22 protein-coding genes are annotated in these 23,849 nt (G+C 52.9%); 8 read left to right on the top strand and 14 right to left on the bottom strand.

Going from position 1 to position 23,849, the window contains the following annotated elements; genetic code table 11:
- Nucleotides 1-105 precede the first annotated feature (105 nt).
- Nucleotides 106-1,113 (top strand): nucleoid-associated protein YejK, encoded by a 1,008-nt coding sequence (gene yejK, locus QVF11_RS01230; RefSeq protein ID WP_112213043.1) that lies wholly within the window; start codon nucleotides 106-108, stop codon nucleotides 1,111-1,113.
- Nucleotides 1,114-1,176: 63 nt separating this feature from the next.
- Here yejK and QVF11_RS01225 read toward each other — a convergent pair whose 3' ends face one another.
- The gene (locus tag QVF11_RS01225; protein ID WP_287854971.1) at nucleotides 1,177-1,935 is read right to left on the bottom strand and encodes a DeoR/GlpR family DNA-binding transcription regulator; all 759 of its coding nucleotides are present in this window, start codon (nucleotides 1,933-1,935) and stop codon (nucleotides 1,177-1,179) included.
- Between the two features lie 81 nt (nucleotides 1,936-2,016).
- On the opposite strand from QVF11_RS01225, the gene QVF11_RS01220 reads away from it, so the two are divergent.
- Nucleotides 2,017-2,613 carry an NUDIX domain-containing protein gene (locus QVF11_RS01220; protein WP_287854933.1) on the top strand — a complete coding sequence of 199 codons (597 nt, stop codon included), beginning with the start codon at nucleotides 2,017-2,019 and terminating at the stop codon, nucleotides 2,611-2,613.
- A gap of 57 nt (nucleotides 2,614-2,670) precedes the next feature.
- Here the strand turns inward: QVF11_RS01220 and rplY are convergent, their stop codons facing one another.
- Complete coding sequence (gene rplY / locus QVF11_RS01215; protein WP_181485536.1) at nucleotides 2,671-2,955, bottom strand: 50S ribosomal protein L25; 285 nt, start codon at nucleotides 2,953-2,955, stop codon at nucleotides 2,671-2,673.
- A 138-nt stretch (nucleotides 2,956-3,093) separates the two neighbouring features.
- Entirely contained in the window at nucleotides 3,094-4,851 is a 1,758-nt protein-coding gene (locus tag QVF11_RS01210; protein ID WP_287854930.1) for a DEAD/DEAH box helicase, read from the bottom strand.
- A 149-nt stretch (nucleotides 4,852-5,000) separates the two neighbouring features.
- Here QVF11_RS01210 and rsuA point away from each other — a divergent pair, with 149 nt between their 5' ends.
- The 3 genes from rsuA (at nucleotide 5,001) to QVF11_RS01195 (ending at nucleotide 7,587) form a co-directional block, all read left to right on the top strand.
- Nucleotides 5,001-5,720, top strand: coding sequence for a 16S rRNA pseudouridine(516) synthase RsuA (gene rsuA, locus QVF11_RS01205; protein WP_112213048.1), 720 nt, complete (start codon nucleotides 5,001-5,003; stop codon nucleotides 5,718-5,720).
- Nucleotides 5,717-6,913, top strand: a complete 1,197-nt coding sequence (locus tag QVF11_RS01200) for a Bcr/CflA family multidrug efflux MFS transporter (protein ID WP_287854927.1) — start codon at nucleotides 5,717-5,719, stop codon at nucleotides 6,911-6,913. The genes rsuA and QVF11_RS01200 overlap by 4 nt, the downstream gene beginning before the upstream one ends.
- Before the next feature lie 329 nt (nucleotides 6,914-7,242).
- Nucleotides 7,243-7,587 carry a YejG family protein gene (locus tag QVF11_RS01195; protein WP_287854926.1) on the top strand — a complete coding sequence of 115 codons (345 nt, stop codon included), beginning with the start codon at nucleotides 7,243-7,245 and terminating at the stop codon, nucleotides 7,585-7,587.
- A gap of 3 nt (nucleotides 7,588-7,590) precedes the next feature.
- On the opposite strand, the gene yejF is transcribed toward QVF11_RS01195, so the two are convergent.
- From yejF to yeiP, 10 genes are all read right to left on the bottom strand, one after another.
- Nucleotides 7,591-9,180, bottom strand: a complete 1,590-nt coding sequence (gene yejF, locus QVF11_RS01190) for a microcin C ABC transporter ATP-binding protein YejF (RefSeq protein ID WP_287854924.1) — start codon at nucleotides 9,178-9,180, stop codon at nucleotides 7,591-7,593.
- A 1-nt stretch (nucleotide 9,181) separates the two neighbouring features.
- Nucleotides 9,182-10,207, bottom strand: coding sequence for a microcin C ABC transporter permease (locus QVF11_RS01185; protein WP_112213052.1), 1,026 nt, complete (start codon nucleotides 10,205-10,207; stop codon nucleotides 9,182-9,184).
- Nucleotides 10,207-11,301 carry a microcin C ABC transporter permease YejB gene (locus QVF11_RS01180; RefSeq protein ID WP_112213053.1) on the bottom strand — a complete coding sequence of 365 codons (1,095 nt, stop codon included), beginning with the start codon at nucleotides 11,299-11,301 and terminating at the stop codon, nucleotides 10,207-10,209. Before QVF11_RS01180 ends, QVF11_RS01185 begins: the two co-directional genes overlap by 1 nt.
- Before the next feature lie 9 nt (nucleotides 11,302-11,310).
- The gene (locus QVF11_RS01175) at nucleotides 11,311-13,116 is read right to left on the bottom strand and encodes an extracellular solute-binding protein (RefSeq protein WP_287854922.1); all 1,806 of its coding nucleotides are present in this window, start codon (nucleotides 13,114-13,116) and stop codon (nucleotides 11,311-11,313) included.
- A 70-nt stretch (nucleotides 13,117-13,186) separates the two neighbouring features.
- Entirely contained in the window at nucleotides 13,187-14,749 is a 1,563-nt protein-coding gene (locus QVF11_RS01170; protein ID WP_287854921.1) for a cyclic di-GMP phosphodiesterase, read from the bottom strand.
- Between the two features lie 183 nt (nucleotides 14,750-14,932).
- A complete protein-coding gene (gene mepS / locus QVF11_RS01165; RefSeq protein WP_110272352.1) occupies nucleotides 14,933-15,502 on the bottom strand; it encodes a bifunctional murein DD-endopeptidase/murein LD-carboxypeptidase in 570 nt (189 codons plus the stop codon).
- A 426-nt stretch (nucleotides 15,503-15,928) separates the two neighbouring features.
- Nucleotides 15,929-16,642 (bottom strand): phosphatase PAP2 family protein, encoded by a 714-nt coding sequence (locus tag QVF11_RS01160; protein WP_185930806.1) that lies wholly within the window; start codon nucleotides 16,640-16,642, stop codon nucleotides 15,929-15,931.
- A 36-nt stretch (nucleotides 16,643-16,678) separates the two neighbouring features.
- Entirely contained in the window at nucleotides 16,679-17,656 is a 978-nt protein-coding gene (locus tag QVF11_RS01155; protein WP_287854919.1) for a CobW family GTP-binding protein, read from the bottom strand.
- Between the two features lie 120 nt (nucleotides 17,657-17,776).
- Complete coding sequence (locus QVF11_RS01150; protein WP_287854917.1) at nucleotides 17,777-19,243, bottom strand: mannitol dehydrogenase family protein; 1,467 nt, start codon at nucleotides 19,241-19,243, stop codon at nucleotides 17,777-17,779.
- 322 nt (nucleotides 19,244-19,565) lie between these two features.
- Entirely contained in the window at nucleotides 19,566-20,138 is a 573-nt protein-coding gene (yeiP, locus tag QVF11_RS01145) for an elongation factor P-like protein YeiP (RefSeq protein WP_112213059.1), read from the bottom strand.
- A gap of 148 nt (nucleotides 20,139-20,286) precedes the next feature.
- Between yeiP and QVF11_RS01140 the strand changes: the two genes are divergently transcribed.
- Nucleotides 20,287-20,538, top strand: a complete 252-nt coding sequence (locus QVF11_RS01140; protein WP_112213060.1) for a YkgJ family cysteine cluster protein — start codon at nucleotides 20,287-20,289, stop codon at nucleotides 20,536-20,538.
- Nucleotides 20,539-20,551: 13 nt separating this feature from the next.
- On the opposite strand, the gene QVF11_RS01135 is transcribed toward QVF11_RS01140, so the two are convergent.
- Nucleotides 20,552-21,250 carry a transcriptional regulator YeiL gene (locus QVF11_RS01135; RefSeq protein WP_110272357.1) on the bottom strand — a complete coding sequence of 233 codons (699 nt, stop codon included), beginning with the start codon at nucleotides 21,248-21,250 and terminating at the stop codon, nucleotides 20,552-20,554.
- Nucleotides 21,251-21,377: 127 nt separating this feature from the next.
- On the opposite strand from QVF11_RS01135, the gene rihB reads away from it, so the two are divergent.
- Together rihB and QVF11_RS01125 are read left to right on the top strand one after the other, a co-directional pair.
- Nucleotides 21,378-22,310: a ribosylpyrimidine nucleosidase gene (gene rihB / locus QVF11_RS01130; protein WP_287854914.1), complete on the top strand. Its 933-nt coding sequence runs from the start codon at nucleotides 21,378-21,380 to the stop codon at nucleotides 22,308-22,310.
- Between the two features lie 264 nt (nucleotides 22,311-22,574).
- The gene (locus tag QVF11_RS01125) at nucleotides 22,575-23,825 is read left to right on the top strand and encodes a NupC/NupG family nucleoside CNT transporter (protein ID WP_112213062.1); all 1,251 of its coding nucleotides are present in this window, start codon (nucleotides 22,575-22,577) and stop codon (nucleotides 23,823-23,825) included.
- The last annotated feature ends 24 nt before the right edge of the window (nucleotides 23,826-23,849 follow it).

Raw genomic sequence — 23,849 nt, 5'->3', positions numbered from 1 at the left:
CCATGGCGTAAAAGCGAGCGGCTTCGCTCGTAAAGAGCGACGTGCTGGTTGCGTCGTCGTCCCTGCAGTGGTTGAATACTTCCCAGTCTAAAAGGAGAGTTTAACATGAGTCTGGATATCGACCAGATTGCCCTGCATCAGTTAATCAAACGTGATGAACAAAATCTGGAACTGGTGCTGCGCGAGTCATTGCTGGAACCGACTGCGACGGTTGTGGAGATGATGGCCGAACTGCATCGTGTCTACAGCGCAAAAAATAAAGCCTACGGTTTGTTCACCGAAGAGAGCGAGTTGGCTCAGTCCCTGCGTCAGCAGCGTCAGGGTGAAGAGGAGTTTCTGCCATTTAGCCGAGCGGCAACCGGTCGCCTGCGTGACGAATTAGCGAAATATCCTTTTGCTGAAGGCGGTATTGTCCTGTTTTGTCAGTATCGTTATCTGGCAGTGGAATATTTGCTGGTAGCTGTGCTGAATAACTTAAGTAGCATGCGCGTTAATGAAGAGCTCGATATCAGTTCCACCCACTATCTGGATATCAATCACGCCGATATTGTTGCGCGTATTGATTTAACCGAATGGGAAACAAACCCGGAGTCCACCCGTTATCTGACCTTCTTAAAAGGCCGGGTAGGGCGTAAAGTTGCCGACTTCTTTATGGACTTCCTCGGTGCCAGCGAAGGGTTGAACGCAAAAGCGCAGAACCGTGGCCTGCTACAGGCGCTGGATGATTTCGCCGCCGATGCGCAGCTGGATAAATCTGAGCGACAGAACGTGCGCCAGCAGGTATATAGCTATTGCAACGAACAGCTGCAGGCCGGTGAGGAAATCGAGCTGGAGTCGCTGTCCAAAGAGCTGGCGGGCGTCAGCGAGAAGACCTTCCAGGAGTTTACCGCCGAACAAGGCTATGAACTGGAAGAGAGCTTCCCGGCAGACCGCAGCACTTTACGTCAGTTAACTAAGTTTGCTGGCAGCGGCGGCGGGTTAACCATCAACTTTGATGCCATGTTGCTGGGTGAGCGTGTGTTCTGGGATCCGGCAACGGATACCTTAACCATTAAAGGCACCCCGCCGAACTTGCGCGATCAGCTGCAGCGCCGAACCTCCGGCGGAAAGTAAATGACAAAAATCCCGGCGCTGAGTCGGGTTTTTACTTCTGGACTCTGGCCCGAAAGCGGTGAACTAGAAGGTGTAAAGGGTTTCTACCCCATCAATGGCTAATTGCTGGCGTAGTACATCATCTAACGGCGTATCCACAATCAGTGTGCTAGCGAGGCTCAATTCGCCGATGGTAAAGGCCGAAGCGGAGTTGAGCTTTTCTTGTGATGCCATCACCACCGTTTCGGCTGCTCGCGCCGCTAGCGCGCGCTTAATCCCCGCTTCTTCATAATCACCCGTGGTTAATCCGGCTCGATGATGTACGCCTGTGACGCCCATAAAAAACAGGTCGGCATTGATGCGGGAAATACTTTCCAGCGCGTTTGCGCCCACGCTGACCACCGAATGTTTGAATAGCCGACCGCCAATCAAAATCACTTCTATCAGCGGTTTTTCCACCAGTTCGACGGCGATCCCCGGGCTATGAGTCACCACTGTACACGCCAGGTCATTCGGCAGCAGACGCGCCATCTCTCCGGTCGTGGTTCCGCCGTCGATAATCACCACCTGACCGGGTTGAATAAGCTCCACTGCGCGTTGAGCGATTGCCTGTTTTGAAGGGATTTGCACGTTTTTTCTTGTTTCAATAGGCGCGATTGCCGCGGAAACCGGCAGCGCACCGCCGTGTACCCGCTGCAATTTACCTTCCGCAGCCAGTTCTCGCAGATCCCGGCGAATGGAGTCCTCTGAAACGCTAAAACGCTGGCTGAGATCGCCTGACATCACCTGTTTTTCCTCGGCGAGGATATGCAAAATCTGCTGTTTTCTCTGGCTGGCAAGCATCAAAAATACCTTCATGAGTTATCTTGTTTGTGCACGATTATGCATGTTATGGTGCTCGCTGTCACCTAAAAGGGGAAAAACATGCACGCTGACGCACCGCGCGTTCGCCATATCCGCGAAACGCTATTATCGGACAACTGGTACACGCTCAAGAAATATACCTTTGAACTACTGCGCCGTGACGGGCGCTGGCAGGAGCAGAGTCGGGAAGCTTACGATCGCGGCAACGGCGCGGTGATCCTGCTCTACAATCGTGAAAAGCAAACGGTAGTGCTGGTCCGTCAGTTTCGCTTTCCGGTATGGATTAACGGTCATGATGGATTTTTGATCGAAGCCGCCGCAGGACTGCTGGATGACGCTTCTCCGGAAGAACGCATCGTTGCCGAGGCCGAAGAAGAGACCGGTTTTCGCGTCACCCGGATCGAGCCGGTATTTACCGCTTACATGAGTCCCGGTTCGGTGACGGAGAAGCTTTACTTTTTCATCGCTGAATACTCTGCCGACGATCGGCGCAGCGACGGTGGCGGCCTGGCGACGGAGGGAGAAGATATCGAAGTGCTGGAGTGGCCGCTGGAAAAAGCGCTGCAGGCTATTCGCGAAGGAGAAATCGTCGATGCGAAAACGATTATGCTGTTGCAGCATCTGGCGCTGAATGCGTCAACGCTGTTAGCTCCATAACAAAACGCCCCGGACCTTGCGGGCCGGGGCGTTTGCCATACAACGTTCAGTCGGCGATTAAGCGCGAACGAAGTCGATGTGAGACAGTTTTGGCTTGAACGGGTGACGCTGAACAGCCTGAGCTTTAACTTTCTCTTCTTTGCCATCAACAACGATGGTCAGGACTTCGCTGTAGAACTCAGCATTGGTCTGCATGTTCCACACTTTGTCTTGTTCCAGTTCAATTGCAACTGGCGCAGCTTCGCCGCCATAGATGATGGCCGGGAATTTGTTAGCTGCACGCAGGCGGCGGCTCGCACCCTTACCCTGCTCTTTACGTACTTCTGCGTTGATAGTAAACATTGACGTCTCTCTATATATAAATCCTGCAACAGGCGACCCAGCAGCAGGCAGATTATCTGCTTTTGCGAATACAAAAGCGGGCGGCATTATAGCCGTCAAACGCTTTTACGGCAATGAAAACCTCAGCCATTAGGACGATTAGCGCAACTCGTTGGCCCGGCGAAAGCGGCCTTGATAATCGAACACTTTTTCCCGTACCTGCCAGTATTGCCCCTTCATGCGAGCCACAACAAAGTCCGGATGGCGCAGCAGTGCCTGCTGGGCGAGGATGTCAGCAGGCGTTATCCAGCGCAGCGGCACACCTGGCGTGCGGGTGTGGGGGCGGATAAATAGCTGTTCAAAGGCCATGCGCTGGGCGGGTGTATGCAGACGGAAGCGCTCACTTACGTCCGCGCCATCCTCGTCATGATAGGTGATTTTCAACCACGCGCCTTTGTCATCCGCTCCGTGCTGAAGGTCCATACCGCTACAGCGCAAGACCAGCGCATCCTTCAGCTTTAGCGCCGCTTTGAGCATGTCATCCGGGTCGACCAGGATAGTGTCGCATTCGCGGCAGCGGCGGGCGGCGATATCGTTTTCCGCATTACACTGCGGGCAATTTTTAAAGCGGAAGCGAAAGTCGCACTGTTCGCGATGACCTTCGTCATCCTCAAACCAGCCCTGGCAGCGGCGGCCGAAGTGCTCAATCAGCGTGCCATCGGCGGTGGTTTTTCCCCAGAAGGTATTAGCGAAACCACAGGCCGGGCAGAAAACTTGCACCGGCACGTTATCGCTTTTCCCTTTAGGCGCGCCCACTTCCGGTGCGTACAGGTCATGGGGGTTACCGGCGTAGTCGAGAATCAGACAGTCGGTTTTGCCCGGCGACAGGCGCAGGCCGCGACCGACGATTTGTTGGTAAAGACTCACCGACTCGGTAGGACGCAGAATGGCGATCAGATCGACATGCGGCGCATCAAAGCCGGTGGTCAGAACCGCGACGTTGACCAGATAGCGATACTGCTGGGCCTTAAACGCTTCAATAATTCGGTCACGCTCCGGTCCCGGCGTTTCGCCGGTTATCAATGCAGCTTCACCGCTCGGGAGCAAGCCAGTTACTTCGCTTGCATGTTCGACGGTGGCGGCGAAAATCATCACCCCTTTGCGCGTTTGGGCAAATTCAACGATTTGGCTGACGATATGCGGCGTGACGCGCTGCTGTTTTTTCAGCTCAACGTTCAGGTCGGCCTCGCTAAACAGGCCGTTACTTTGTGCCTGGAGACGGCTGAAGTCATACTGCACCACCGGCATATCCAGCCGCTCTGGTGGTGTCAGGTAGCCGTTCTTAATCATATAGCGCAGCGGCAGTTCGTAGATGCAGTCGCGAAACAGCGCTTTTTCATCGCCACGTACCATGCCGTGATAATGAAACTGGTAAATCCAGCCTTTACCAAGGCGAAAAGGGGTGGCGGTTAACCCGAGCAGACGTAGATGTGGATTGACCTGCTGAAGGTGGCTGATGATCTGCTGATACTGGCTGTCATCGTCGTCGCTGATCCGGTGGCACTCATCGACGATCAGCAACGAAAACTCGCCCTGAAACTGGTCAAGATTGCGGGCCACCGATTGCACGCTGCCAAATACCACTTTTCCGTGGCTCTCTTTACGCTTCAGGCCTGCGGCGAAGATATCCGCTGCCAGGCCGAGTGCGCGATACTTTGCGTGGTTCTGCGCCACCAGCTCTTTGACGTGCGCCAGCACCAATACGCGACCGCGCGCCAGCCGCGCCAGTTCGGCTATGACCAGGCTTTTACCTGCGCCGGTCGGTAAGACGATGGCAGCAGGTTCATGGTGGCGGCGAAACCAGGCGAGCGTGGCGTCGACCGCCTCTTTTTGGTAGGGGCGTAATGTAAAAGTCATGAATTTATGGCGGTTAATTAACTCGCGAATAGTATGCCACGAATCTTTTCCCTTGAGTGGTGTTAAGAGCTCGTTATACTAACCCGTGATATTCTTCTTTTTCGGGCGCGTTGCCCGCTCCAGCACTCTTTACAGGCTAAAAAAATCTCATGCGACTTGATAAGTTTATCGCTCAGCAACTTGGCGTTAGTCGGGCTATTGCCGGGCGTGAAATCCGCGGCAGCCGCGTTACTGTGGACGGCGAAATTGTAAAAGACTCTTCTTTTAAGCTTCTACCGGAGCATGATGTCGAGTATGACGGCAATACGCTGACTCAACAAAACGGCCCGCGCTACTTTATGCTCAACAAGCCGCAGGGGTACGTTTGTTCTACCGACGATCCGGATCATCCGACGGTACTCTATTTCCTCGATGAGCCGGTAGCCCACAAGCTGCACGCTGCAGGACGTCTGGATATTGACACCACCGGCCTGGTGCTGATGACCGATGATGGTCAGTGGTCTCACCGCATTACTTCCCCGCGCCATCATTGTGAAAAAACCTATCTGGTGGAGCTGGAAAACCCGGTTGATGAAACCACCGCCGAGCAGTTTGCTAAAGGCGTTCAGCTGCACAATGAGAAAGAGCTGACAAAACCAGCAGTGCTGGAAGTGGTAACGCCGACCGAAGTCCGCCTGACCATTAGCGAGGGGCGTTACCATCAGGTTAAGCGGATGTTTGCCGCTGTCGGTAACCACGTAGTGGGGTTACACCGTGAACGTATTGGCGACATTGCCCTTGATGAGTCGCTGGCCCCTGGTGAATATCGTCCGCTGACGGAAGCTGAAATAGCCAGCGTTGGCGGCCAACATGCGCGGAGTAAAACGTGACGGCAAAGAAGAATTCGTCATTAGGAATTGTGTTTATTCTTGGCCTGCTGGCCATGTTGATGCCGCTGTCGATTGATATGTATCTCCCGGCGCTGCCGGTGATTTCGGCGCAGTTCAATGTGCCTGATGGCAGCGCGCAGATGACGCTCAGCACCTATATTTTGGGCTTTGCTGTGGGTCAGCTTTTATATGGCCCCATGGCTGACAGTATCGGGCGTAAACCAGTTATTCTCGGCGGAACGCTGGTTTTCGCGGCGGCGGCGGTGGCTTGCGCGCTGTCGCAGACTATCGATATGTTGATTACGATGCGCTTCTTCCACGGCCTGGCGGCTGCGGCAGCAAGCGTCGTGATTAACGCCCTGATGCGCGATATCTATCCAAAAGAAGAGTTCTCGCGAATGATGTCGTTCGTCATGCTGGTGACCACCGTCGCGCCGCTGGTGGCGCCAATGGTTGGTGGGGCGGTGCTGGTGTGGTTCAGTTGGCATGCGATTTTCTGGATCCTGGCGGTGGCGGCGCTGTTAGCGTCGGTGATGATCGCTTTCTTCATTAGCGAAACTCTGCCGCCAGAGCGGCGACAGAAGTTTCATATCCGCACTACGCTTGGCAATTTTGCTACCCTGTTCCGCCACAAACGAGTGCTGAGCTATATGCTGGCGAGCGGTTTTAGCTTTGCCGGGATGTTCTCGTTTTTGAGCGCCGGTCCGTTTGTTTATATCAATATCAACCACGTTTCGCCGCAGCACTTTGGTTACTATTTTGCGCTGAACGTCGTTTTCCTGTTCGTTATGACCATTATCAATAGCCGGTTTGTGCGGCGGGTTGGGGCGGTAAATATGTTCCGCGCCGGGCTGTGGATCCAGTTCGCGATGGCGGTATGGATGGTGGTCTGTGCGCTGTTTGATGTTGGTTTTTGGGCGTTGGTGTTTGGCGTTGCCGCGTTTATCGGCTGCGTTTCTATGGTTTCTTCAAACGCGATGGCGGTCATTCTTGATGAATTTCCGCATATGGCCGGGACGGCCTCTTCGCTGGCGGGAACCTTTCGCTTCGGGATTGGGGCGATTGTCGGTGCTCTCCTCTCAATGGCGACCTTTACCACCGCCTGGCCGATGCTGATTTCTATCGCCTTCTGTGCCACCAGCTCCATTCTCTTTTATCTCTATGCCAGCCGACGGCGAAAAACCGCACGTTGAGTTACATCGAGGGGGCGATTTCGCCCCTTTTTTGATGCATATCAACCGAAACCTGCTTCTTGGTTTGGTGATTTGTTTCTTTTATGTAAAATCAGATCGCTTAAAAAGTCGCATTGTTGCGATAAAAAAGTTGTTTTAGATCACAGAAACGGGTACATATAGCCCGAAGATGTTCCATCTGCACGATTTTAAACTTTTACATTACAACCCAATAACACAGATATTATACCGGTGTAAGCGTTTTCCGTGCGGAATCAGGACTATTTGTCAATAATGTGTTAGCATTGATGTGAAATTATTGTGAAGTATTTTGCTTCCGGGGAAAACACGTGAATACACTGCAACTCTCTATCGTACACCGTCTGCCGCAGAGCTATCGCTGGCTGGCCGGTTTTGCAGGTTCAAGAGTTGAACCGATTCCGCAAAACGGCGCGCAGAGCGAAAACAGCCTTGTTGCTTTGAAATTGTTGAGTCCGGAAGGCCAAAATGCATGGTCGGTCATGCATAAGCTTAGCCTGGCGCTCAGCGACATCGAAGTAGACAGCTCTATCGTTGAATGCGAAGGGGAACCGTGCCTGTTTGTTAATCGCCAGGACGAGTTTGCTGCAACCTGCCGCCTGAAAAATTTCGGCGTGGCGATTGCTGAACCTTTCTCTGGTAATAATCCATTCTGACCGTCAGCTTAGCGCCAGCAGTTGGCGGGTATATTCCTGTTGCGGAGCGGTAAAGACACGCTCGCATTCTCCCTGCTCGATAACCTCTCCCTGCCGCAGCACCATGACTTGATGACACAGTGCCCGCACTACGCGTAAGTCGTGGCTGATAAAAATATAGGCCAACTGATGCTTTTGCTGTAACGCCTTCAGCAAGGCCAGAATTTGCGCCTGTACGGTCTTATCCAGCGACGAGGTTGGCTCATCCAGCACGATGAGCTGAGGCTTAACGACTAACGCCCTGGCGATAGCGATGCGCTGACGCTGACCACCGGAAAAGGCGGCTGGATAGCGATGACGAGATTGCGGATCCAGTCCTACCTCCTGCATCGCCTGTATTACTGCCTGCTCCCTCTCGGCAGGGGTGAGCGTCGGTTGATGTACGCGCAACCCTTCTTCAATGATTTGCAGGACATTTAGCCGTGGATTCAGCGATGAGTTAGGGTCCTGAAAAACAACCTGCATACGACGGCGTAGCGGCAGCATCTGACGACGATTGCGCCCCTGAAGTGCCTCGCCATCAAAATTAATCGTTCCCTCAGAGTGAATCAGGCGCAAAAGCGCCAGCCCGGTGGTGCTTTTGCCAGAACCTGATTCGCCGACCAGACCCAGGGTTTCTCCGGCGCGTAAATGAAAGCTGAGGGCGTTAACCACCCGATTATGATCGACGACCCGGCGCAGGAGCCCCTTGCGTATAGGAAAAGCAATACTCAAGTTTTCCGCCCGCAGCAGCTCCGGCGCATCGGGAGCCAGCGGCACCGGATTGCCCGACGGCTCGCTATCCAGCAGGCGGCGAGTATAAGGATGCTCAGGCGCAGAGAATAGCGCCTGACAACTATTTTGCTCGACGCAGCGGCCGTTTTGCATCACCGCCACGCGATCGGCGAGCTGACGCACGATACTCAGGTTATGGGTGATAAATAGCAGCCCCATGTTGAGTTCTTGCTTGAGTTCACGCAGCAGCGCGAGGATTTGCGCCTGGACCGACACATCCAGCGCGGTAGTGGGTTCATCGGCTATAAGCAGCTCCGGGCGCGTCAGCAGCGCCATGGCTATCATCACCCGCTGGCGCTCGCCGCCGGAAAGCTGATGCGGATAATCGCCTAGTCGCCGCGGTGCATTGCGGATCCCCACGCGATCAAGACAGTCGAGGATCTCCCCGCGCGCCGCCTCTTTACGCATACCACGGTGCAAAGAGAGCACTTCGTACAGCTGCTTTTCGAGGTTATGTAACGGGTTTAGCGAAACCATCGGCTCCTGAAAGATCATCGCGATGCGGTTACCGCGCACGCCGCGCAAGGTGTGTTCATCAGCGTGCAGCAGCGATTGACCGTGAAAACGGATATCGCCGCTGGGATAGCTGACCGGCGGCGAGGGCAGCAGGCGTAGCACCGACAGCGCCGAAACGCTTTTGCCGGAACCGGATTCGCCCACCAGCGCCAGGGTTTCGCCCGCCGCGATTTGCAGCGACAGCTCGCTGACGACGGTGGTGGTTTCACCCTGCTGGCGGAAGGCGATGGAGAGGTTATCGATATCTAACAGAGGTTGCATCATGCTACACCGCCTTGCTTGGGTCGAAGGCGTCGCGAACCGCTTCACCGATAAAAATCAACAACGTCAGCAGCACTGCCACCGACAGAAAAGCGGCGATGCCCAGCCACGGAGCCTGAAGGTTGTTTTTCCCCTGCAACAGCAGCTCGCCCAAAGACGGGGAGCCCAGCGGCAGACCGAAGCCGAGAAAGTCCAGCGAGGTCAGGGTGGTTATCGAACTACACAAAATAAACGGCAGGAAGGTGAGGGTGGCGACCATGGCATTTGGCAGCATATGGCGCAGAATAATGGCCCGATCGCTAACGCCGAGCGCCTGCGCGGCACGAATATAGTCATAGTTGCGGGTGCGCAGGAATTCAGCGCGGACGACGCCCACCAGCGTCATCCAGCCGAACAGTACGGTAATCGCCAGCAGCCACCAGAAATTGGCCTGGACCACGCTTGAGAGCAGGATAATCAGAAATAGAGTTGGCATCCCTGACCACACTTCGATAAACCGTTGCCCCCAGAGATCAATTTTTCCGCCGTAATATCCCTGGATTGCACCAGCCATTACCCCTAGCACGCTGGAGAAGAAGGTCAGCAACAGACCGAAGAGAATAGAAATTCGCGTCCCATAGAGGATTCGCGCCAGCACATCACCGCCGTTGGCATCGGTGCCCAGCCAGTTCAGCTTTGACGGCGGAGACGGAAAGGGGCTGTCGCTGGCGAAGTTAATGGTCGTCGCACCAAAACGAACCGGCGCCCACAGGGCCCAGCCGTTATCATCCAACTGCTTTTGCAGCCACGGATCCTGATAGTCGGCGGCGGTAGCAAAGCTGCCGCCGAAGGTGGTCTCGCTGTAGTTTTTTAATAGTGGAACGTAGAGGCTGCCGCGATACTGCACCAGCAGAGGTTTATCGTTGGCGATAAGCTCGGCGCACAGACTACAGGCGAAGAGCACCAAAAAGATCCACAGGGACCAGTAGCCGCGACGGTTGTGGCGAAAGCGCGCCCAGCGGGCTTGATTGACGGGACTAAAAAATGACATTAGCGGCCCTCAAAATCGATACGCGGATCGACCAGCGTATAGCTGATATCGCTGATGATATTCAGCAGCAGGCCAATCAGGGTAAAAATATACAGCGTGCCGAACATCACCGGGTAATCGCGGGAAACGGTGGCTTCATAGCCCAGCAGCCCCAGCCCGTTTAGCGAGAACATCACCTCAATGAGCAGTGAGCCGGTAAAGAACATGCTGATAAAGGTGGCCGGAAAGCCAGCAATTACCAGCAGCATGGCATTGCGAAAAATATGACCCCAGAGGATCTGCTTTTCACTCACTCCTTTGGCACGGGCAGTGACCACATACTGCTTGCGGATCTCATCAAGAAAGCTGTTTTTGGTCAGCATGGTGAGAGCCGCGAAACCGCCGATCACCGTCGCCAGGACGGGGAGCGTAATGTGCCAGAGATAGTCGAGGATTTTTTGATACCACGGCAGGCTATCGAAGTTGGCGGAAACCAGCCCGCGTAGCGGGAAGAGATCGAAATAACTCCCCCCGGCAAAGATAACGATCAGCAAAATCGCGAACAGGAATGCCGGGATCGCATAGCCGATAATAATCAGCGTGCTGCTCCAGACGTCAAAATGGCTGCCGTTGCTGACTGCTTTGCGGATCCCCAATGGAATCGACACCAGATAAATAATCAACGTGCTCCACAAACCGAGGGTGATGGAGACCGGCAGGCTGTCTTTAATCAGCTGTAATACCGACGAGCTGCGGAACAGGCTATCGCCGAAATCAAAGCGCAGATAATCGCCGAGCATTTTAAAATAGCGTTCGTGCAGCGGTTTATCAAAGCCGTAGCGGTGGGTTATTTCGGCTATGACCTCCGGGTCGAGCCCGCGCCCGCCGCGATAGTGTCCGTCGCTAATGTTACTGACGCCGGTACGCGCATGGCTGGCGCTCATTCCGCTTTCTCCGGCCCCGGGCAAACTGCCGCGATCGCCGAACTCAATGGCTGCAATTGCCTGATCGACCGGGCCGCCGGGCGCAATTTGCACAATAAAAAAGTTAATGGTGATGATCGCCCATAGCGTTGGGATGATCAGCAGTAGTCGGCGGAGCAGATATGCACCCATCTTAATTCCTTAACGTCTGTCCGCTGGGAGCCTGGCGGCTTTGCCTGCGTCGTACCACCAGTTTTCAAAACCAGAAGAGTAGACCGCGCGGGTCTGCGGGAAAGAGAACTTATCCCAGTATGCGGTTCGGTCATGCGCCATATACCACATCGGCAGCATGTAATAGTTCCACGTCAGCACGCGGTCGAGAGCCCGACCCAGCGGCAGCAGCTTCTCCTTATTGCCCTGCCAGCGAATAATTTGGGCAATCAGTTGGTCGACGGCTGGGCTTTGTACACCGGAAGCGTTGTAGCTGGAGTCAATATATTCAGAGTCCCAGGAGATTTGCAGGTCAGTTCCGGGCCAGGGCGTGGCGCGCCAGACGTTGGGCATCATGTCGTAATCGCGACTGCGCTTGCGGTTGCTGTATTGGGAGTTGTCGACCTGGCGAATATCCATGACGATCCCGAGCCGCTGAAGATTGTGCTGAAAGGGCAGAACCCAGCGATCGCTGCTCCCGGAAGGAAGTAGCAGCTCAAAGCGTAACGGTTTGCCGCTTTTCGCGTTAACCCGCCGCTGGTTTTTCACCACCCATCCCGCCTGGTTAAGGATGGCATCTGCTTTGAGCAGGTTTACGCGCTCGAAACCGTCGCCGTTGGAGACCGGGGGCAGGTAGATCTGCGTGAAAACTTCGGCAGGGATCTCTTTTTTCAGCGGCGTCAGCAGAGCAAGTTCTTCGGCATCTGGATAATCACGCGCCGCGTATTCGGTATTCTGAAAGAAGCTATTGGCGCGGCTGTAAGAGTTATAAAACAGCGCCTTATTCATCCATTCAAAATCAAACGCGAGAGTTATGGCTTCACGTACCCGCCGGTCGGTAAATACCGGGCGCTGAGTGTTGAAAGCCAGCCACTGGGTATTCTGCGCCGAGGTGTTGGTATATTCATCTTTGACGATGTAGCCATGGGTAAAGTTGCGCCCCACATAGCGGGTGGCCCAGTTCTTGGCGATATTCTCTTCGCGTCGGTCAACGGCTCCGGCTTTGAAGGCTTCAAAGGCGACGTTGTCATCCAGATAGTAATCGTAGCGCAAGGTGTCGAAATTCCAGCGCCCACGATTAACCGGTAAATCAGCGGCCCAGTAGTCTTTTACTCGCGAGTAGGTGATGTACTGACCCATACGCCAGGCGGTCACGCGGTATGGACCGCTAGCTAACGGCGGTGAAGATAGCGGGTCGCTGAGCTTATGGTTACGCCAGAATTTTTCCGGCATCACTGGCAGGGAGAACAGGCTGAGCATATTCTCTTTACCCGGTTTTGCCAGCTCAATGCGAACGGTTAGCGGGGCGATCGCTTTAACGGTGGTGCCTTTATAATAGAGGCGAAATTGCGGCACCCCTTCGGTCATAAACTTTTGAAAAGTAAACGCGACATCGCTGGCGGTTATTGGGCTGCCGTCATGGTAGCGGGCGCGTGGATTGAGGGTTATCTCCATCCACGAAAATGCTTCGTCATAGCGAGCGCTTTCGGCAATCAGCGGATAGTAGCTGCCGGGTTCGTCATCAGAGGTGGTGAACAAGGAGTCATACAGCGTTTCGGTACGTATGCCCGGGTTGCCGCGTAGCGCGTAGCGATTGAAGTTATCAAAGGTGCCAATGGCCGCAAGGGTAATTGCACCGCCTTTCGGCGCGGCGGGGTTGGCATAATCGTAGTGGTCAAAGCCAGCGACGTATTTAGGCTCGCCGATAATGGCGAACGTATTGCTCTCTTTAATCGCTTGCGCCTGGCTCTGCAGGCTAAATAAGGTCAGCAGTATCAGGCTGATGCGTACAAACATAACCAGGATATCGTCCTCCAATGACAGGCCTGAAGTGGCCTGACCTCTGATAGCGAATGATAAAGGAGACTCAGCGGGTTGTGAAATATTTCGCGGGTTCATTGTGGGCGGCGACCAGCGCTTCCAGGGTCAGCGGTCGGCTTAACCAGTAACCCTGCAGATAGTTCACTCCGTGCTGGCATAGCCATTCGGCCTGTTCCTGCGTTTCCACACCTTCGGCGACCGTGGTGAGCTTCAGACGGCGGCTCAGCGAGATCACGGCATCCAGAACCGGTGATGTCACGGTTTCGGTGCCGATAGCTTGCACGAAGCCGCGGTCAATCTTCAGATAGTCAAAGTTATAGCGCTCCAGATAGATAAGCGCACTATGTCCGGTGCCAAAATCATCGATCGCAATTTCAAAGCCTTGCTCATGTAGCCAGTCGAAATTCTCCAACGATCGTTTTTTATCGATCATCGCGCGCTCGGTAATCTCCAGCACCACGCTAAAATGGTCAGAAGGCATAGTTGCCGCGAAATGTTGAAGATCCTGCTGAAAACTGTCGGCATGCAGGTGGGCGGGTGAAATATTTATCCCAAGCTTGCTACCGGCGGGCAGAAGGCTTTGCAGAGTCACGGCATCATGGGCTATCAGTTTTAACAGATGGCGGGTGAGAGGGATAATCATCTGCTGGGCTTCAGCCAGGGTGATAAACACGTCGGGAGGGATCTCCCCGGCGGTCGGGTGCCGCCAGCGCATCAGTACCTCAATACCGCTAATTTGCAGCGTGTCGGATTTCACTACCGGTTGGTAAACCACGTAAAACTGATCGTTTTTGATCGCCAACAGCAGTTCTTTGCGCGGGTCAGATTTGATAGTCAGGACGTAATAGCTCAAAAAACCTGCCAGTAGGCCGCATACCACGCCAAGCAGCAGGGAAAATTGGGTATTTTCTGCCAGCCAGCTGTTGGCGTAGAGATAAACTTTGAGTGGCAAACCGTCAATCTGCACCTGGCGGATTGGTGGTGAGAGTAGCGTTTGCGGGTCGATAAGTTTATTGCTGAAGGTGGAGATGGCAGTGTGGCTAATGGCCAGGGCAAGGCCGCTGAAATCGTTCTGCCGGGAAGAGTAGAGAATATAGGGCGTCAGGTTGGCATTAATCGAGACAAAAACACCGTCTTCTCCACCGTGCGGACTGCGGACCCACATCGCCAGCGCGGCGCTTTGCGGCATCATGGGCGTCCCGGGCAGAATGGCCATATCGACCGCTTTAGAGATATCGAGCTGGGGGATGAGCTGGGTTAAAGGCGTATTCATTGCCCCGGTGGCGGAGGAACAAAACGCGAAACCATTTTTAACCAGCAGGAACGCACGCACGTTTGGACTGAATGCAGCATGGGCGGTTAATCCAGAATCGACATTTTCACAGGGCTGATCGACTAGCGGTTGCAGGCCATCAATGGTCTGATTTAAATCGTGGAAGTAGCTCTTAAGATACGCATGAACATTATCAATGATGACGTCGAAACGCTCTGCCCGATTGTGATAAATCACCATAAACTGAATGCTACCGGCCAGCAGGGCAACGGCGATTCCGATACATAAGCTGGTTAGCCAGATTTTACGCCGAGGAGAGAAGTGACGGGTAGGCATAGGCTATATCAGTCCGTGTTATTGATTTGCGCCAGGGGAGCATAGAAAGTCGTTTTTCCATCCCCACTTAAAGACATAGCTTATATTGCCAGGTTCATTCGCTGACGAGCAAAAAAAAACACTGCCTCGGCAGTGTTTTCCTTTTACTGGTATTGGCCAAGGGATAACCAACATCAGAAGAGTTTACGAGCGGCTCAGAACTCGTCGCGCTTCGTTATAGCGCTTTTTCCAGTATGGCTCATCCATGCTTGAAATCGTCACACCGCTGCTGGTGGATGCATGAACAAACTGGTTGTTGCCGATGTAGATACCCACATGGCGGCCCGTGGAACCAGCGCGGAACAGAACTAAATCACCAGTACGCAGTTGAGAACGCGTAATGGATTTACCTGAATCCTGCTGCTCAGAAGTTGAGCGCGGCAGTTCCAGACCAAACTGTTCACGGAAAGTACGTTGCACAAAGGCAGAACAATCAATGCCTTTACGAGTGCTGCCACCGAGGCGGTAACGCACGCCCTTCCAGCTGGCATATTGATCCATCAAACGGGACTTAACGTCCAGATTGCGAACCATTGTTTCAAATTCATCCTGAGAGGCTTGCAGTGATGATAAATCGCCACTACCCACAGCAAGCGTCTCAGAATGCATATTTCTGGCGGTACTATTTGAACTACACGCGGAAAGCAGAACCGCAACTGCAATCGCGGGGGCGACCCGCAAGATATATCTCAAAATCGGCTGAGATTTGACCATGCTGTGTGTTATCCCTTGTTGTCCTTAACGACAATGTCGTTATAAAAAATGCCAAACGTGTTAGAGCCTAATTACCTGGTCGCAATGAGACAATTCCGTAAGCATAAAATTGTGGCCTAACGCACAAATTTATTCATTCTCTGAATTGATGTCGCTGGAAAGGCAAAACGAGATCGAGATTACCCGATCAAACAAGGGATGGCGAGCGGTTTTGCGCAATTTCTTATAAGTATTTTTGCGACAAAAAGTGAATCATCGGGAAAGGGTAAAATAGCGTCAATTGTGGGTAAAAAATATGCAATCCACTCATTTCTATAATGATTAATGTGACGGGAAGATGATGGAGGGATGAGAAAAAATGAGCTGAGAGAAAAGGGACCCAGAACGATCCCTTATGGATGATATTAATCATTTGTAAGGCGGAGTTTAATTTTTTGTTTTTCCGCAGGGTAGATAACGTTCAAATAAAGATATCACTTGATCGCTCAGTGGGGTCATCAACACCCAGGGCGCGCCAATCAATACGGCAGTTAATGAACCGACGGCAATATCGGTAAACCAGTGAGCGCCAATCATTACGCGTGGGAACGCGAAGACCACAAATATGACCAGCGCAATAGTCAACGCGCGATGACCAAAATAGCGCCACATAAAGGCGGCAAAAATCAGCAGCATCATGCCGTGATCGCCTGGGAAGCTATCCTTAGAGGCATCTTTAGTGGGAAATGAGATCACATCACTCACTTTAGTAATGTCGGTGAAAGAGAGCGAGGGGCTGGCGCGTTTGACCGGCATCAGATGCTGAGCCAACTGATTGATGACGACGGCGGCGAGCAGCATTACCAGGCCGATGATAATCACCCGGCGGCGTCCGGCGCTCTGTTCTTTAAACCAGAAGCTCAGCATCAGGCTGCCCATTGCCAGCAGCGAGCAGGCGTCGAATGCGCGGTTGTTGATAATTGCCAGCAGCCAGGTGTAAGCAGGGCTCACTCCAACCAGGTGGTTAAAGAAATAGAAGATAGCGGAATCCAGCGGATTCCAGAAACCATGGTTAACAGGAAAGTACCACGAGCAAAATAGCGCTATACCCGCCGCGTTCAGCAGCAGGATAAGGGGAATTCGATTTTTAATCATAATTATCGCGTGTTGTGTAAAACGACGGCAACCATAGCCGCCTTAACTTAAACGAAGCTTCAACAAGGAGGCCTGTAGCGCGTTCCAGTCGGTATCGGAATCAGCGATCAGCTCAATGCGGCTATCCGGCGGCGCAACGTTCTGCGTCTCAATATGCAGGTCAAGCTGCTGGCGATTGATACGCACCAGTCCTTCGGCAATACGCATCACACCTTTAACGCGTCCGACCGGCGCAAGTCGCGCCCATTCGAGCAGGCCAACGGTGTCAAAAATGGTCTCGGCGTCAAAAATCCAGCCGCAGGCCTGATAGCCCTGACCGCTATTAAGACTGCGGCGCCAGCGCTGATGGGTAGGGAGATTAAGCGCCGCCAGGCCTGGTTTTTGCCCGTGACTATGCGCGTGTTCAGCGCTTTCAGGTAGCGGCGTGACGTTGCGGCGCGGCGAATCAAGCCAAACAGGGTCAATATTGCCCTGGGTGGCGCTGACGTGCTGACGCTCTCCGGCATAGGTCTGCCACCATGTTGTAAAGGCCAGTTGGCTTTCGCTGGTCGCGCGGTCAGCTTTATTGGCGATGACAATATCGGCGGCGGCTAACTGGTCACGAAAGTTTTCGTTGGTCACCACCTTTTCGTCGAGCAACTGACGCGGGTCCAGCACACATAGCGTCGCGCGCAGGTCGATCCACGGCTCGTATACTGCGGCGGTCAGAATATCGAGGATCTGTTTGGGATGGCCAAGACCGGTTGGCTCTATTAACAAGCGGTCTGGTTTTCCCTGGCGCAGCAGCGTATTGAGCCCAACCTGCATTGGCAGGCCGTTGACACAGCACATGCAGCCGCCGGGGATTTCTTTAAGCAGAGCTCCGCTCTCGGCCAGCAGTGCGCCGTCGATGCCCACTTCGCCAAATTCGTTGACCAGAACGGCCCATTTTTCATCCGCGGGCTTATGGGCCAGCAGATGCAAAATCGAGGTCGTTTTGCCACTGCCGAGAAATCCCGTGATCAAGTTAGTTTTGGTCACCTTTTCTCCAGGATAAATGTAATGTTGTAACAGTTGAGACTATCCTGACGAAAAAAAAGTGAAAAGAGAAGCCTTACCGCGGACAGATAAGGCTCTCTGTCCGCTTAAAGGCAGAAATTGTTAAGAATCCAGCGCGGCGCTAATCGCCTGGCGAGTGCCGGCGGTCACAAGTTGATGCCACGCGGCGGTGATGTTGGCGACGAACTGCGGATTTTGCGAAAGGTCGCAGCCAAAAATTTCTTCCAGGGAGAGTAGGGCGCTAACGCGCTGTTGTTCATTGCTGGCGGATACAATTCTTCCAATTTTATCCGCCAGCGGGTCGCGGATATCAATCGTATTTCCAGCGTCGTCAATGCCGCTAACATAGCGCATCCAGCCCGCCACGCCCAGCGCCAGCAGCGGCCACTGGCTTCCGCGAGCAAGGTGGATACGGATACCGTCAAGCATACGCTGCGGCAGCTTCTGGCTACCGTCCATAGCAATTTGCCAGGTGCGATGTTTCAGCGAGGGGTTGCTGAAACGCTCGATCAGGCTGTCAGCATAGGCCGTCAGGTCGACACCGGTGATTGAGAGTGTTGGTGCCTGTTCATCAAGCATCAAACGGTAAGCGGCGCTGCGGAAAACCGGGTCCTGCATACAGTCGCTGACATGTTCGTGGCCCGCCAGATAACCCAGCCAGGCAAGAAACGAATGGCTGCCGTTGAGCATCCGCAGCTTCATCTGTTCCCACGGCAGCACATCATCCGTCATCTGTACGCCAGCCGCTTCCCAGTCCGGGCGACCGGCAACAAAGTTATCTTCGACAACCCATTGAATAAACGGCTCGCAGCTAATTGCGCAGGGGTCTTCCACTCCCAGCACGGCGCTAATCTCCGCCAGCGACTCATCGGTGGCGGCTGGCACAATGCGGTCCACCATCGTGCCGGGAAAGCTGACGTGTTCAGCAATCCACTGCGCCAGCTCCAAATCGCGTTTTTCAGCCATTCCCAGCACGGCATTTTTCACCACATGCCCATTGTTGGGAATATTATCGCAGGAGAGAACGGTAAACGGCGCCAGTCCACGTTGGCGGCGGCGCGCCAGCGTTTCGACCAGAATACCAGGCACCGATTGCGGCTGCGTAGGGTTTTCCAGGTCATGAATAATGCGTGGCTGCGTCATGTCCAGCAGGCCGCTGGCAGGGTCAATGCAGTAGCCTTTCTCGGTAATGGTTAGAGAAACAATGGCGACCTGCGGTTCGCAAAATTTCTCAATAATGGCAGCCAGTGAATCAAGTTTGGCGTTCAGACATTCATGCACTGCGCCGACAACGATCGGCTGATTACCCTCGGCCCCTTTCTCCAGCACGGTAAACAGATGATCTTGTTGGCGAAGCTGGCTCATAAGCCGATCGCCGCTGAACAGGCTAATCTCGCAAATCCCCCAGTCCCCACCGCTGGCGTTGAGCACCCTGTCGGTGAGTAGGGCCTGGTGCGCGCGATGAAACGCGCCGAAACCGAAATGCACAATACGCGAACGCAGTTGGTTGCGATCGTACTGAGGGAGCTGCACGCCTTCCGGCAGCGTAGCGGTAGCAATGGTAGTCATTATTCATACACCTGATTAACTGACGATTAACATTCAGTAGTGTAAAGTTATATGACAACAAATTAAATTGGTGAGCCGAATTTATCCGCTTTGTGTGAGCTTGATCAATCAAGGACGCCGAGTTTGTTGCCAGGTGTGGAAACAATGACCATGGAGCAGCGGCAAATAATTTATTATTGGTATAATAACTTTGGCGAGGAGAGCGACGATTGCAACCTGGCGTAGATATGAGCCAGGCGATCCGCGATACCAGATAAGGTACAAATAAAAAAGGACAGCCTGGCGCTGTCCTCTGTGTTTCATTTTGGCAAAAAAGCAGGACTTAGTCCGCGCGGCCCATATATCGGCTCTCTTCGATATGGATACGAATGCGCTCGCCTGCGCTCAGGTATTCAGGAACTTGAACCACCAGGCCGGTGCTCAGGGTCGCCGGTTTGTTACGGGCGCTCGCGGATGCACCTTTGATGCCCGGCGCCGTTTCGACGATTTCCAGGTCAACGGTCTGCGGTAGTTCAAGGGCCAGCAGCTGACCGTCCCAGGTCAGAACCTGCATGTCCGGCATCCCGCCTTCAGGAATAAACAGCAGTTCTTCTTCAATCTGCTCTTTAGTAAAGATATACGGGGTGTAGTCTTCTTTATCCATAAAGACGTATTCGTTGCCATCAATATAGGAGAAGTCAACGAAACGACGGGTCAGGGTCACGGTATCGACGATATCATCGCCTTTAAAGCGCTCTTCCACTTTCAGGCCGGTACGTACGTCAGAGAAACGCATTTTGTACAGCGTTGCGGCGCCACGGGCGCTGGGTGACTGAATATCAATGTTTTTAACAATCAGCAGTTTGCCGTTGTAATTCAGCACCATACCTTTTTTAATTTCATTCGCTCTTGGCATTGCGGTAATCCTGTCACATAAAGGGTCAAAAATATCGCGTAAAACTACTCGCGCCGGGCCTTTCAGGCAAGTGGAATTCGTGTGTTTTGCTATCTTCAGGTAAAACGTTTAGTCTGGGCCGCCAAAAGCGTTATCAGAAGAGTCGATTATGGAATGCCGCCCCGACTGCGGAGCTTGCTGTATCGCTCCTTCTATCTCCAGCCCCATTCCGGGTATGCCGCAGGGCAAGCCCGCAAACACCCGGTGCATACAGCTATCAGACAGCAACCTGTGCAATATTTTTGGCTCGCCGTTAAGGCCTAAAGTGTGTGGCAGTCTGAAGCCTGAAGTGGAGATGTGCGCGACGAATCGCGATGACGCGATGACCTGGCTTCTTCATCTTGAACAGAGCACTTCTTGAATCCACACGCTGCTCAATAGAGTAAATCAGCAAAATTATTATCCGGGTCCATCTCCCGCGCGAGGGCGATCAGTTTCTTCTTATTACCAAGAGCGTAGCCGGATTTCTGTTTAACCAGCAGGCCTTCCTGACAGAATTGTGCGATCACATATAATAAATGACGATACGACACTCCCATATATTCCGCCGCCGGTGTATGTTTTTCGTGATAAATATCACAATGCTGAGTTAATAAAATAAATGCTGCCAGACGATTCACCAGCGGAAAAGATTGATTTTGGGTGAGTGACACGATGTTGCGATAGTTTTTTTGGCTTAACGCGATACAGAGATTACGCAGGAAAATGACGTCGTTCAGCAACAACGGGCGGAATGAAGCAATGGGCAGCGCCAGGCACCAGCACTCTTCGATGGCCTGAACGCCACGCGGATCGTGATGTTTGTCAATGAGTTCTATCTCGCCGATAAAGCAGGGTGCGCCAAAGAAGTCGATCAGCGAGACCCGACCATTAGCTGATGTGGTGTAAAGCTTAGCCCGGCCGCGTGCGAGGTAAAAAAGGTGCGCGGGTTGAGCCCCCTCTTTGACAATATAATCCCCTGCCACAACGTGGAACAATCGTGTATCCCGCACAACATCGACGGAAAATTTTTCCAGGTACCCCGAGTCGCTTATCAATTGCTGTTTGAGATTTTCATTTTGGATTTCTTTCACGGTCGCTTCCCTGTATGAGATTTCTCATATTCAGTATCAGTTTTTGCCTGGTATGCTGCAAAAGCTACCTACTTAACCCTGCTGTAATAACATAAATATGCTTTAAAAGCGAAAAGAGGAAATAAAAATGGAAAAAAGAAAAATTATACTCGATTGCGATCCAGGTCACGATGATGCTATTGCGATAATGATGGCGGCCAGACATCCGGCAATTGATTTATTAGGAATAACGATTGTTGCGGGTAACCAAACGCTGGATAAAACGCTGGTCAATGGATTAAACGTCTGCCAACATTTAGATATCAATGTACCCGTTTATGCGGGAATGCCGCAGCCCATTATGCGTCAGCAAATTGTCGCTGATAATATTCATGGTGAAACCGGACTTGATGGCCCGGTGTTCTCTCCATTGACACGTAAAGCAGAAAGTACGCATGCAGTTAAATATATTATTGACACGCTCATGGCCAGTGAGGGTGACATCACGCTGGTCCCCGTTGGCCCACTAACCAATATAGCCGTCGCCATGCGAATGCAGCCAGAAATCCTGCCGAAAATTCGCGAGATTGTATTAATGGGCGGTGCTTATGGTACCGGAAACTTTACGCCATCGGCAGAGTTTAATATTTATGCCGACCCTGAAGCCGCTCGCGTGGTATTCACCTCGGGTGTCCCTCTGGTCATGATGGGCCTGGATTTGACTAATCAGACGGTCTGCACCGCTGACGTTATTGCACGCATGGAAAAAGCCGGCGGTCCGGCGGGACAGTTGTTTAGCGATATCATGAATTTCACCCTCAAAACGCAGTTTGAAAACTACGGCTTAGCGGGTGGTCCGGTGCATGATGCCACCTGCATTGGCTATCTGATTAATCTTCAGGGCATCAAAACACAAGACATGTACGTTGAGGTGGATGTTAACAGCGGCCCCTGCTATGGCCGTACGGTCTGCGACGAACTGGGCGTGCTCGGTAAAGCGCCGAATACCAAAGTGGGCATCACTATTGATACCAACTGGTTTTGGGGCTTAGTTGAAGAGTGTGTACGGATGTATCGCTAATTAACTTTGTACCAGGCGTGTGGAATATCTTTTATCGCCCGATATACCCGTTGTCTTTCAAGCGGCTTCTTTGTTGGCTACGTTCGTTCACCCCAGTCACTTACTTGAGTAAGCTCCTGGGGCTTCTCTCTCTTGCCGCCTCGAAGCAACTTGAAATCCATTGGGTATAGAAACAGGCGGGCAGTAAGCGGTCGCCCGCAACAATATCAGACATACCAAAACCTGGCGTAATGCCGGGTTTGCTGGCATCAAGAGATAATCATTATGGATATAATGAGAAGTGTTTTGGGTATGGTGGTATTACTGGCAATCGCTTTTCTGCTGTCAGTAAATAAAAAAAGAATTAGTCTGCGCACGGTTGGCGCGGCGCTGGTACTGCAAATTGCCATTGGTGGCGTTATGCTCTATTTTCCGCCAGGAAAATGGTTGGCAGAGCAGGCGGCTTTCGGCGTACATAAAGTGATGACCTACAGCGATGCCGGTAGCGCATTTATTTTTGGTTCGCTGGTCGGGCCGAAAATGGACCTCTTATTCGATGGCTCTGGTTTTATTTTCGCTTTTCGGGTATTGCCTGCCATTATTTTTATCACCGCGCTGGTTAGTCTGCTTTATTATATCGGCGTAATGGGAATACTGATCCGAATTCTTGGCGGAATTTTCCAGAAAGCGCTGAATATTAGCAAGATTGAATCGTTTGTTGCCGTGACCACCATTTTCCTTGGGCAAAATGAGATCCCGGCGATCGTTAAGCCCTTTATTAACAAGCTAAATCGTAATGAGCTATTTACCGCGATTTGCAGCGGGATGGCTTCTATCGCCGGGTCGACGATGATCGGTTATGCCGGGCTGGGCGTGCCGATTGATTATCTGTTAGCGGCATCGTTGATGGCGATTCCCGGCGGTATTCTGTTTGCCCGCCTTCTTAGCCCGGCGACTGAAGCATCGCAGGTGACTTTCGAAAACCTCTCATTCACCGAAACTCCGCCGAAAAGTTTTATTGAAGCCGCGGCTAGCGGCGCGATGGCTGGGGTGAAAATTGCCGTGGGCGTGGCGACGGTAGTGATGGCGTTTGTGGCAATTATCGCTCTGATCAACGGTGTGATTGGCGGTATCGGCGGTTGGTTCGGTTTTGGTCACGCGACTCTGGAGGGGATTTTCGGTTATGTCCTTGCACCGCTGGCATGGTTAATGGGCGTTGACTGGAGTGATGCGACGCTGGCAGGCAGCCTGATTGGCCAGAAGCTGGCGATTAATGAGTTCGTGGCCTACCTCAACTTCTCGCCGTTCCTGCAAACGCCGGGATCGCTGGATGTGAAAACTATCGCCATTATCTCGTTTGCGCTGTGTGGCTTTGCTAACTTTGGCTCAATTGGTGTGGTGGTTGGCGCATTCTCGGCAATTGCACCCCAGCGCGCGTCTGAAATTGCCCAACTGGGGATGAGGGCGCTGGCTGCGGCAACGCTGTCAAACTTAATGAGCGCAACAATTGCCGGGTTTTTTATTGGCCTGGCGTAATACTCTGGTGTGCCGCTGATGCGG

The sequence above is a fragment of the Klebsiella sp. genome (genome assembly GCF_027492335.1).
In the GTDB taxonomy this organism is placed as follows: Bacteria; Pseudomonadota; Gammaproteobacteria; order Enterobacterales; family Enterobacteriaceae; genus Klebsiella; species Klebsiella huaxiensis.
The sequence above is the reverse complement of the archived record's forward strand: the minus strand, read 5'-3'. Positions and strand labels throughout refer to the sequence as shown.

Bases quoted from the DNA above. Each gene is read 5' to 3' on its own strand.
- QVF11_RS01185 (WP_112213052.1), bottom strand. From the start codon at position 10,207: ATGTCATTTTTTAGTCCCGTCAATCAAGCCCGCTGGGCGCGCTTTCGC.
- rsuA (WP_112213048.1), top strand. From the start codon at position 5,001: ATGCGACTTGATAAGTTTATCGCTCAGCAACTTGGCGTTAGTCGGGCT.
- QVF11_RS01225 (WP_287854971.1), bottom strand. From the start codon at position 1,935: ATGCTTGCCAGCCAGAGAAAACAGCAGATTTTGCATATCCTCGCCGAG.
- yejK (WP_112213043.1), top strand. From the start codon at position 106: ATGAGTCTGGATATCGACCAGATTGCCCTGCATCAGTTAATCAAACGT.
- QVF11_RS01170 (WP_287854921.1), bottom strand. From the start codon at position 14,749: ATGCCTACCCGTCACTTCTCTCCTCGGCGTAAAATCTGGCTAACCAGC.
- yejF (WP_287854924.1), bottom strand. From the start codon at position 9,180: ATGATGCAACCTCTGTTAGATATCGATAACCTCTCCATCGCCTTCCGC.
- rihB (WP_287854914.1), top strand. From the start codon at position 21,378: ATGGAAAAAAGAAAAATTATACTCGATTGCGATCCAGGTCACGATGAT.
- QVF11_RS01175 (WP_287854922.1), bottom strand. From the start codon at position 13,116: ATGTTTGTACGCATCAGCCTGATACTGCTGACCTTATTTAGCCTGCAG.
- mepS (WP_110272352.1), bottom strand. From the start codon at position 15,502: ATGGTCAAATCTCAGCCGATTTTGAGATATATCTTGCGGGTCGCCCCC.
- rplY (WP_181485536.1), bottom strand. From the start codon at position 2,955: ATGTTTACTATCAACGCAGAAGTACGTAAAGAGCAGGGTAAGGGTGCG.
- QVF11_RS01220 (WP_287854933.1), top strand. From the start codon at position 2,017: ATGCACGCTGACGCACCGCGCGTTCGCCATATCCGCGAAACGCTATTA.
- QVF11_RS01180 (WP_112213053.1), bottom strand. From the start codon at position 11,301: ATGGGTGCATATCTGCTCCGCCGACTACTGCTGATCATCCCAACGCTA.
- QVF11_RS01150 (WP_287854917.1), bottom strand. From the start codon at position 19,243: ATGACTACCATTGCTACCGCTACGCTGCCGGAAGGCGTGCAGCTCCCT.
- QVF11_RS01125 (WP_112213062.1), top strand. From the start codon at position 22,575: ATGGATATAATGAGAAGTGTTTTGGGTATGGTGGTATTACTGGCAATC.
- yeiP (WP_112213059.1), bottom strand. From the start codon at position 20,138: ATGCCAAGAGCGAATGAAATTAAAAAAGGTATGGTGCTGAATTACAAC.
- QVF11_RS01140 (WP_112213060.1), top strand. From the start codon at position 20,287: ATGGAATGCCGCCCCGACTGCGGAGCTTGCTGTATCGCTCCTTCTATC.
- QVF11_RS01210 (WP_287854930.1), bottom strand. From the start codon at position 4,851: ATGACTTTTACATTACGCCCCTACCAAAAAGAGGCGGTCGACGCCACG.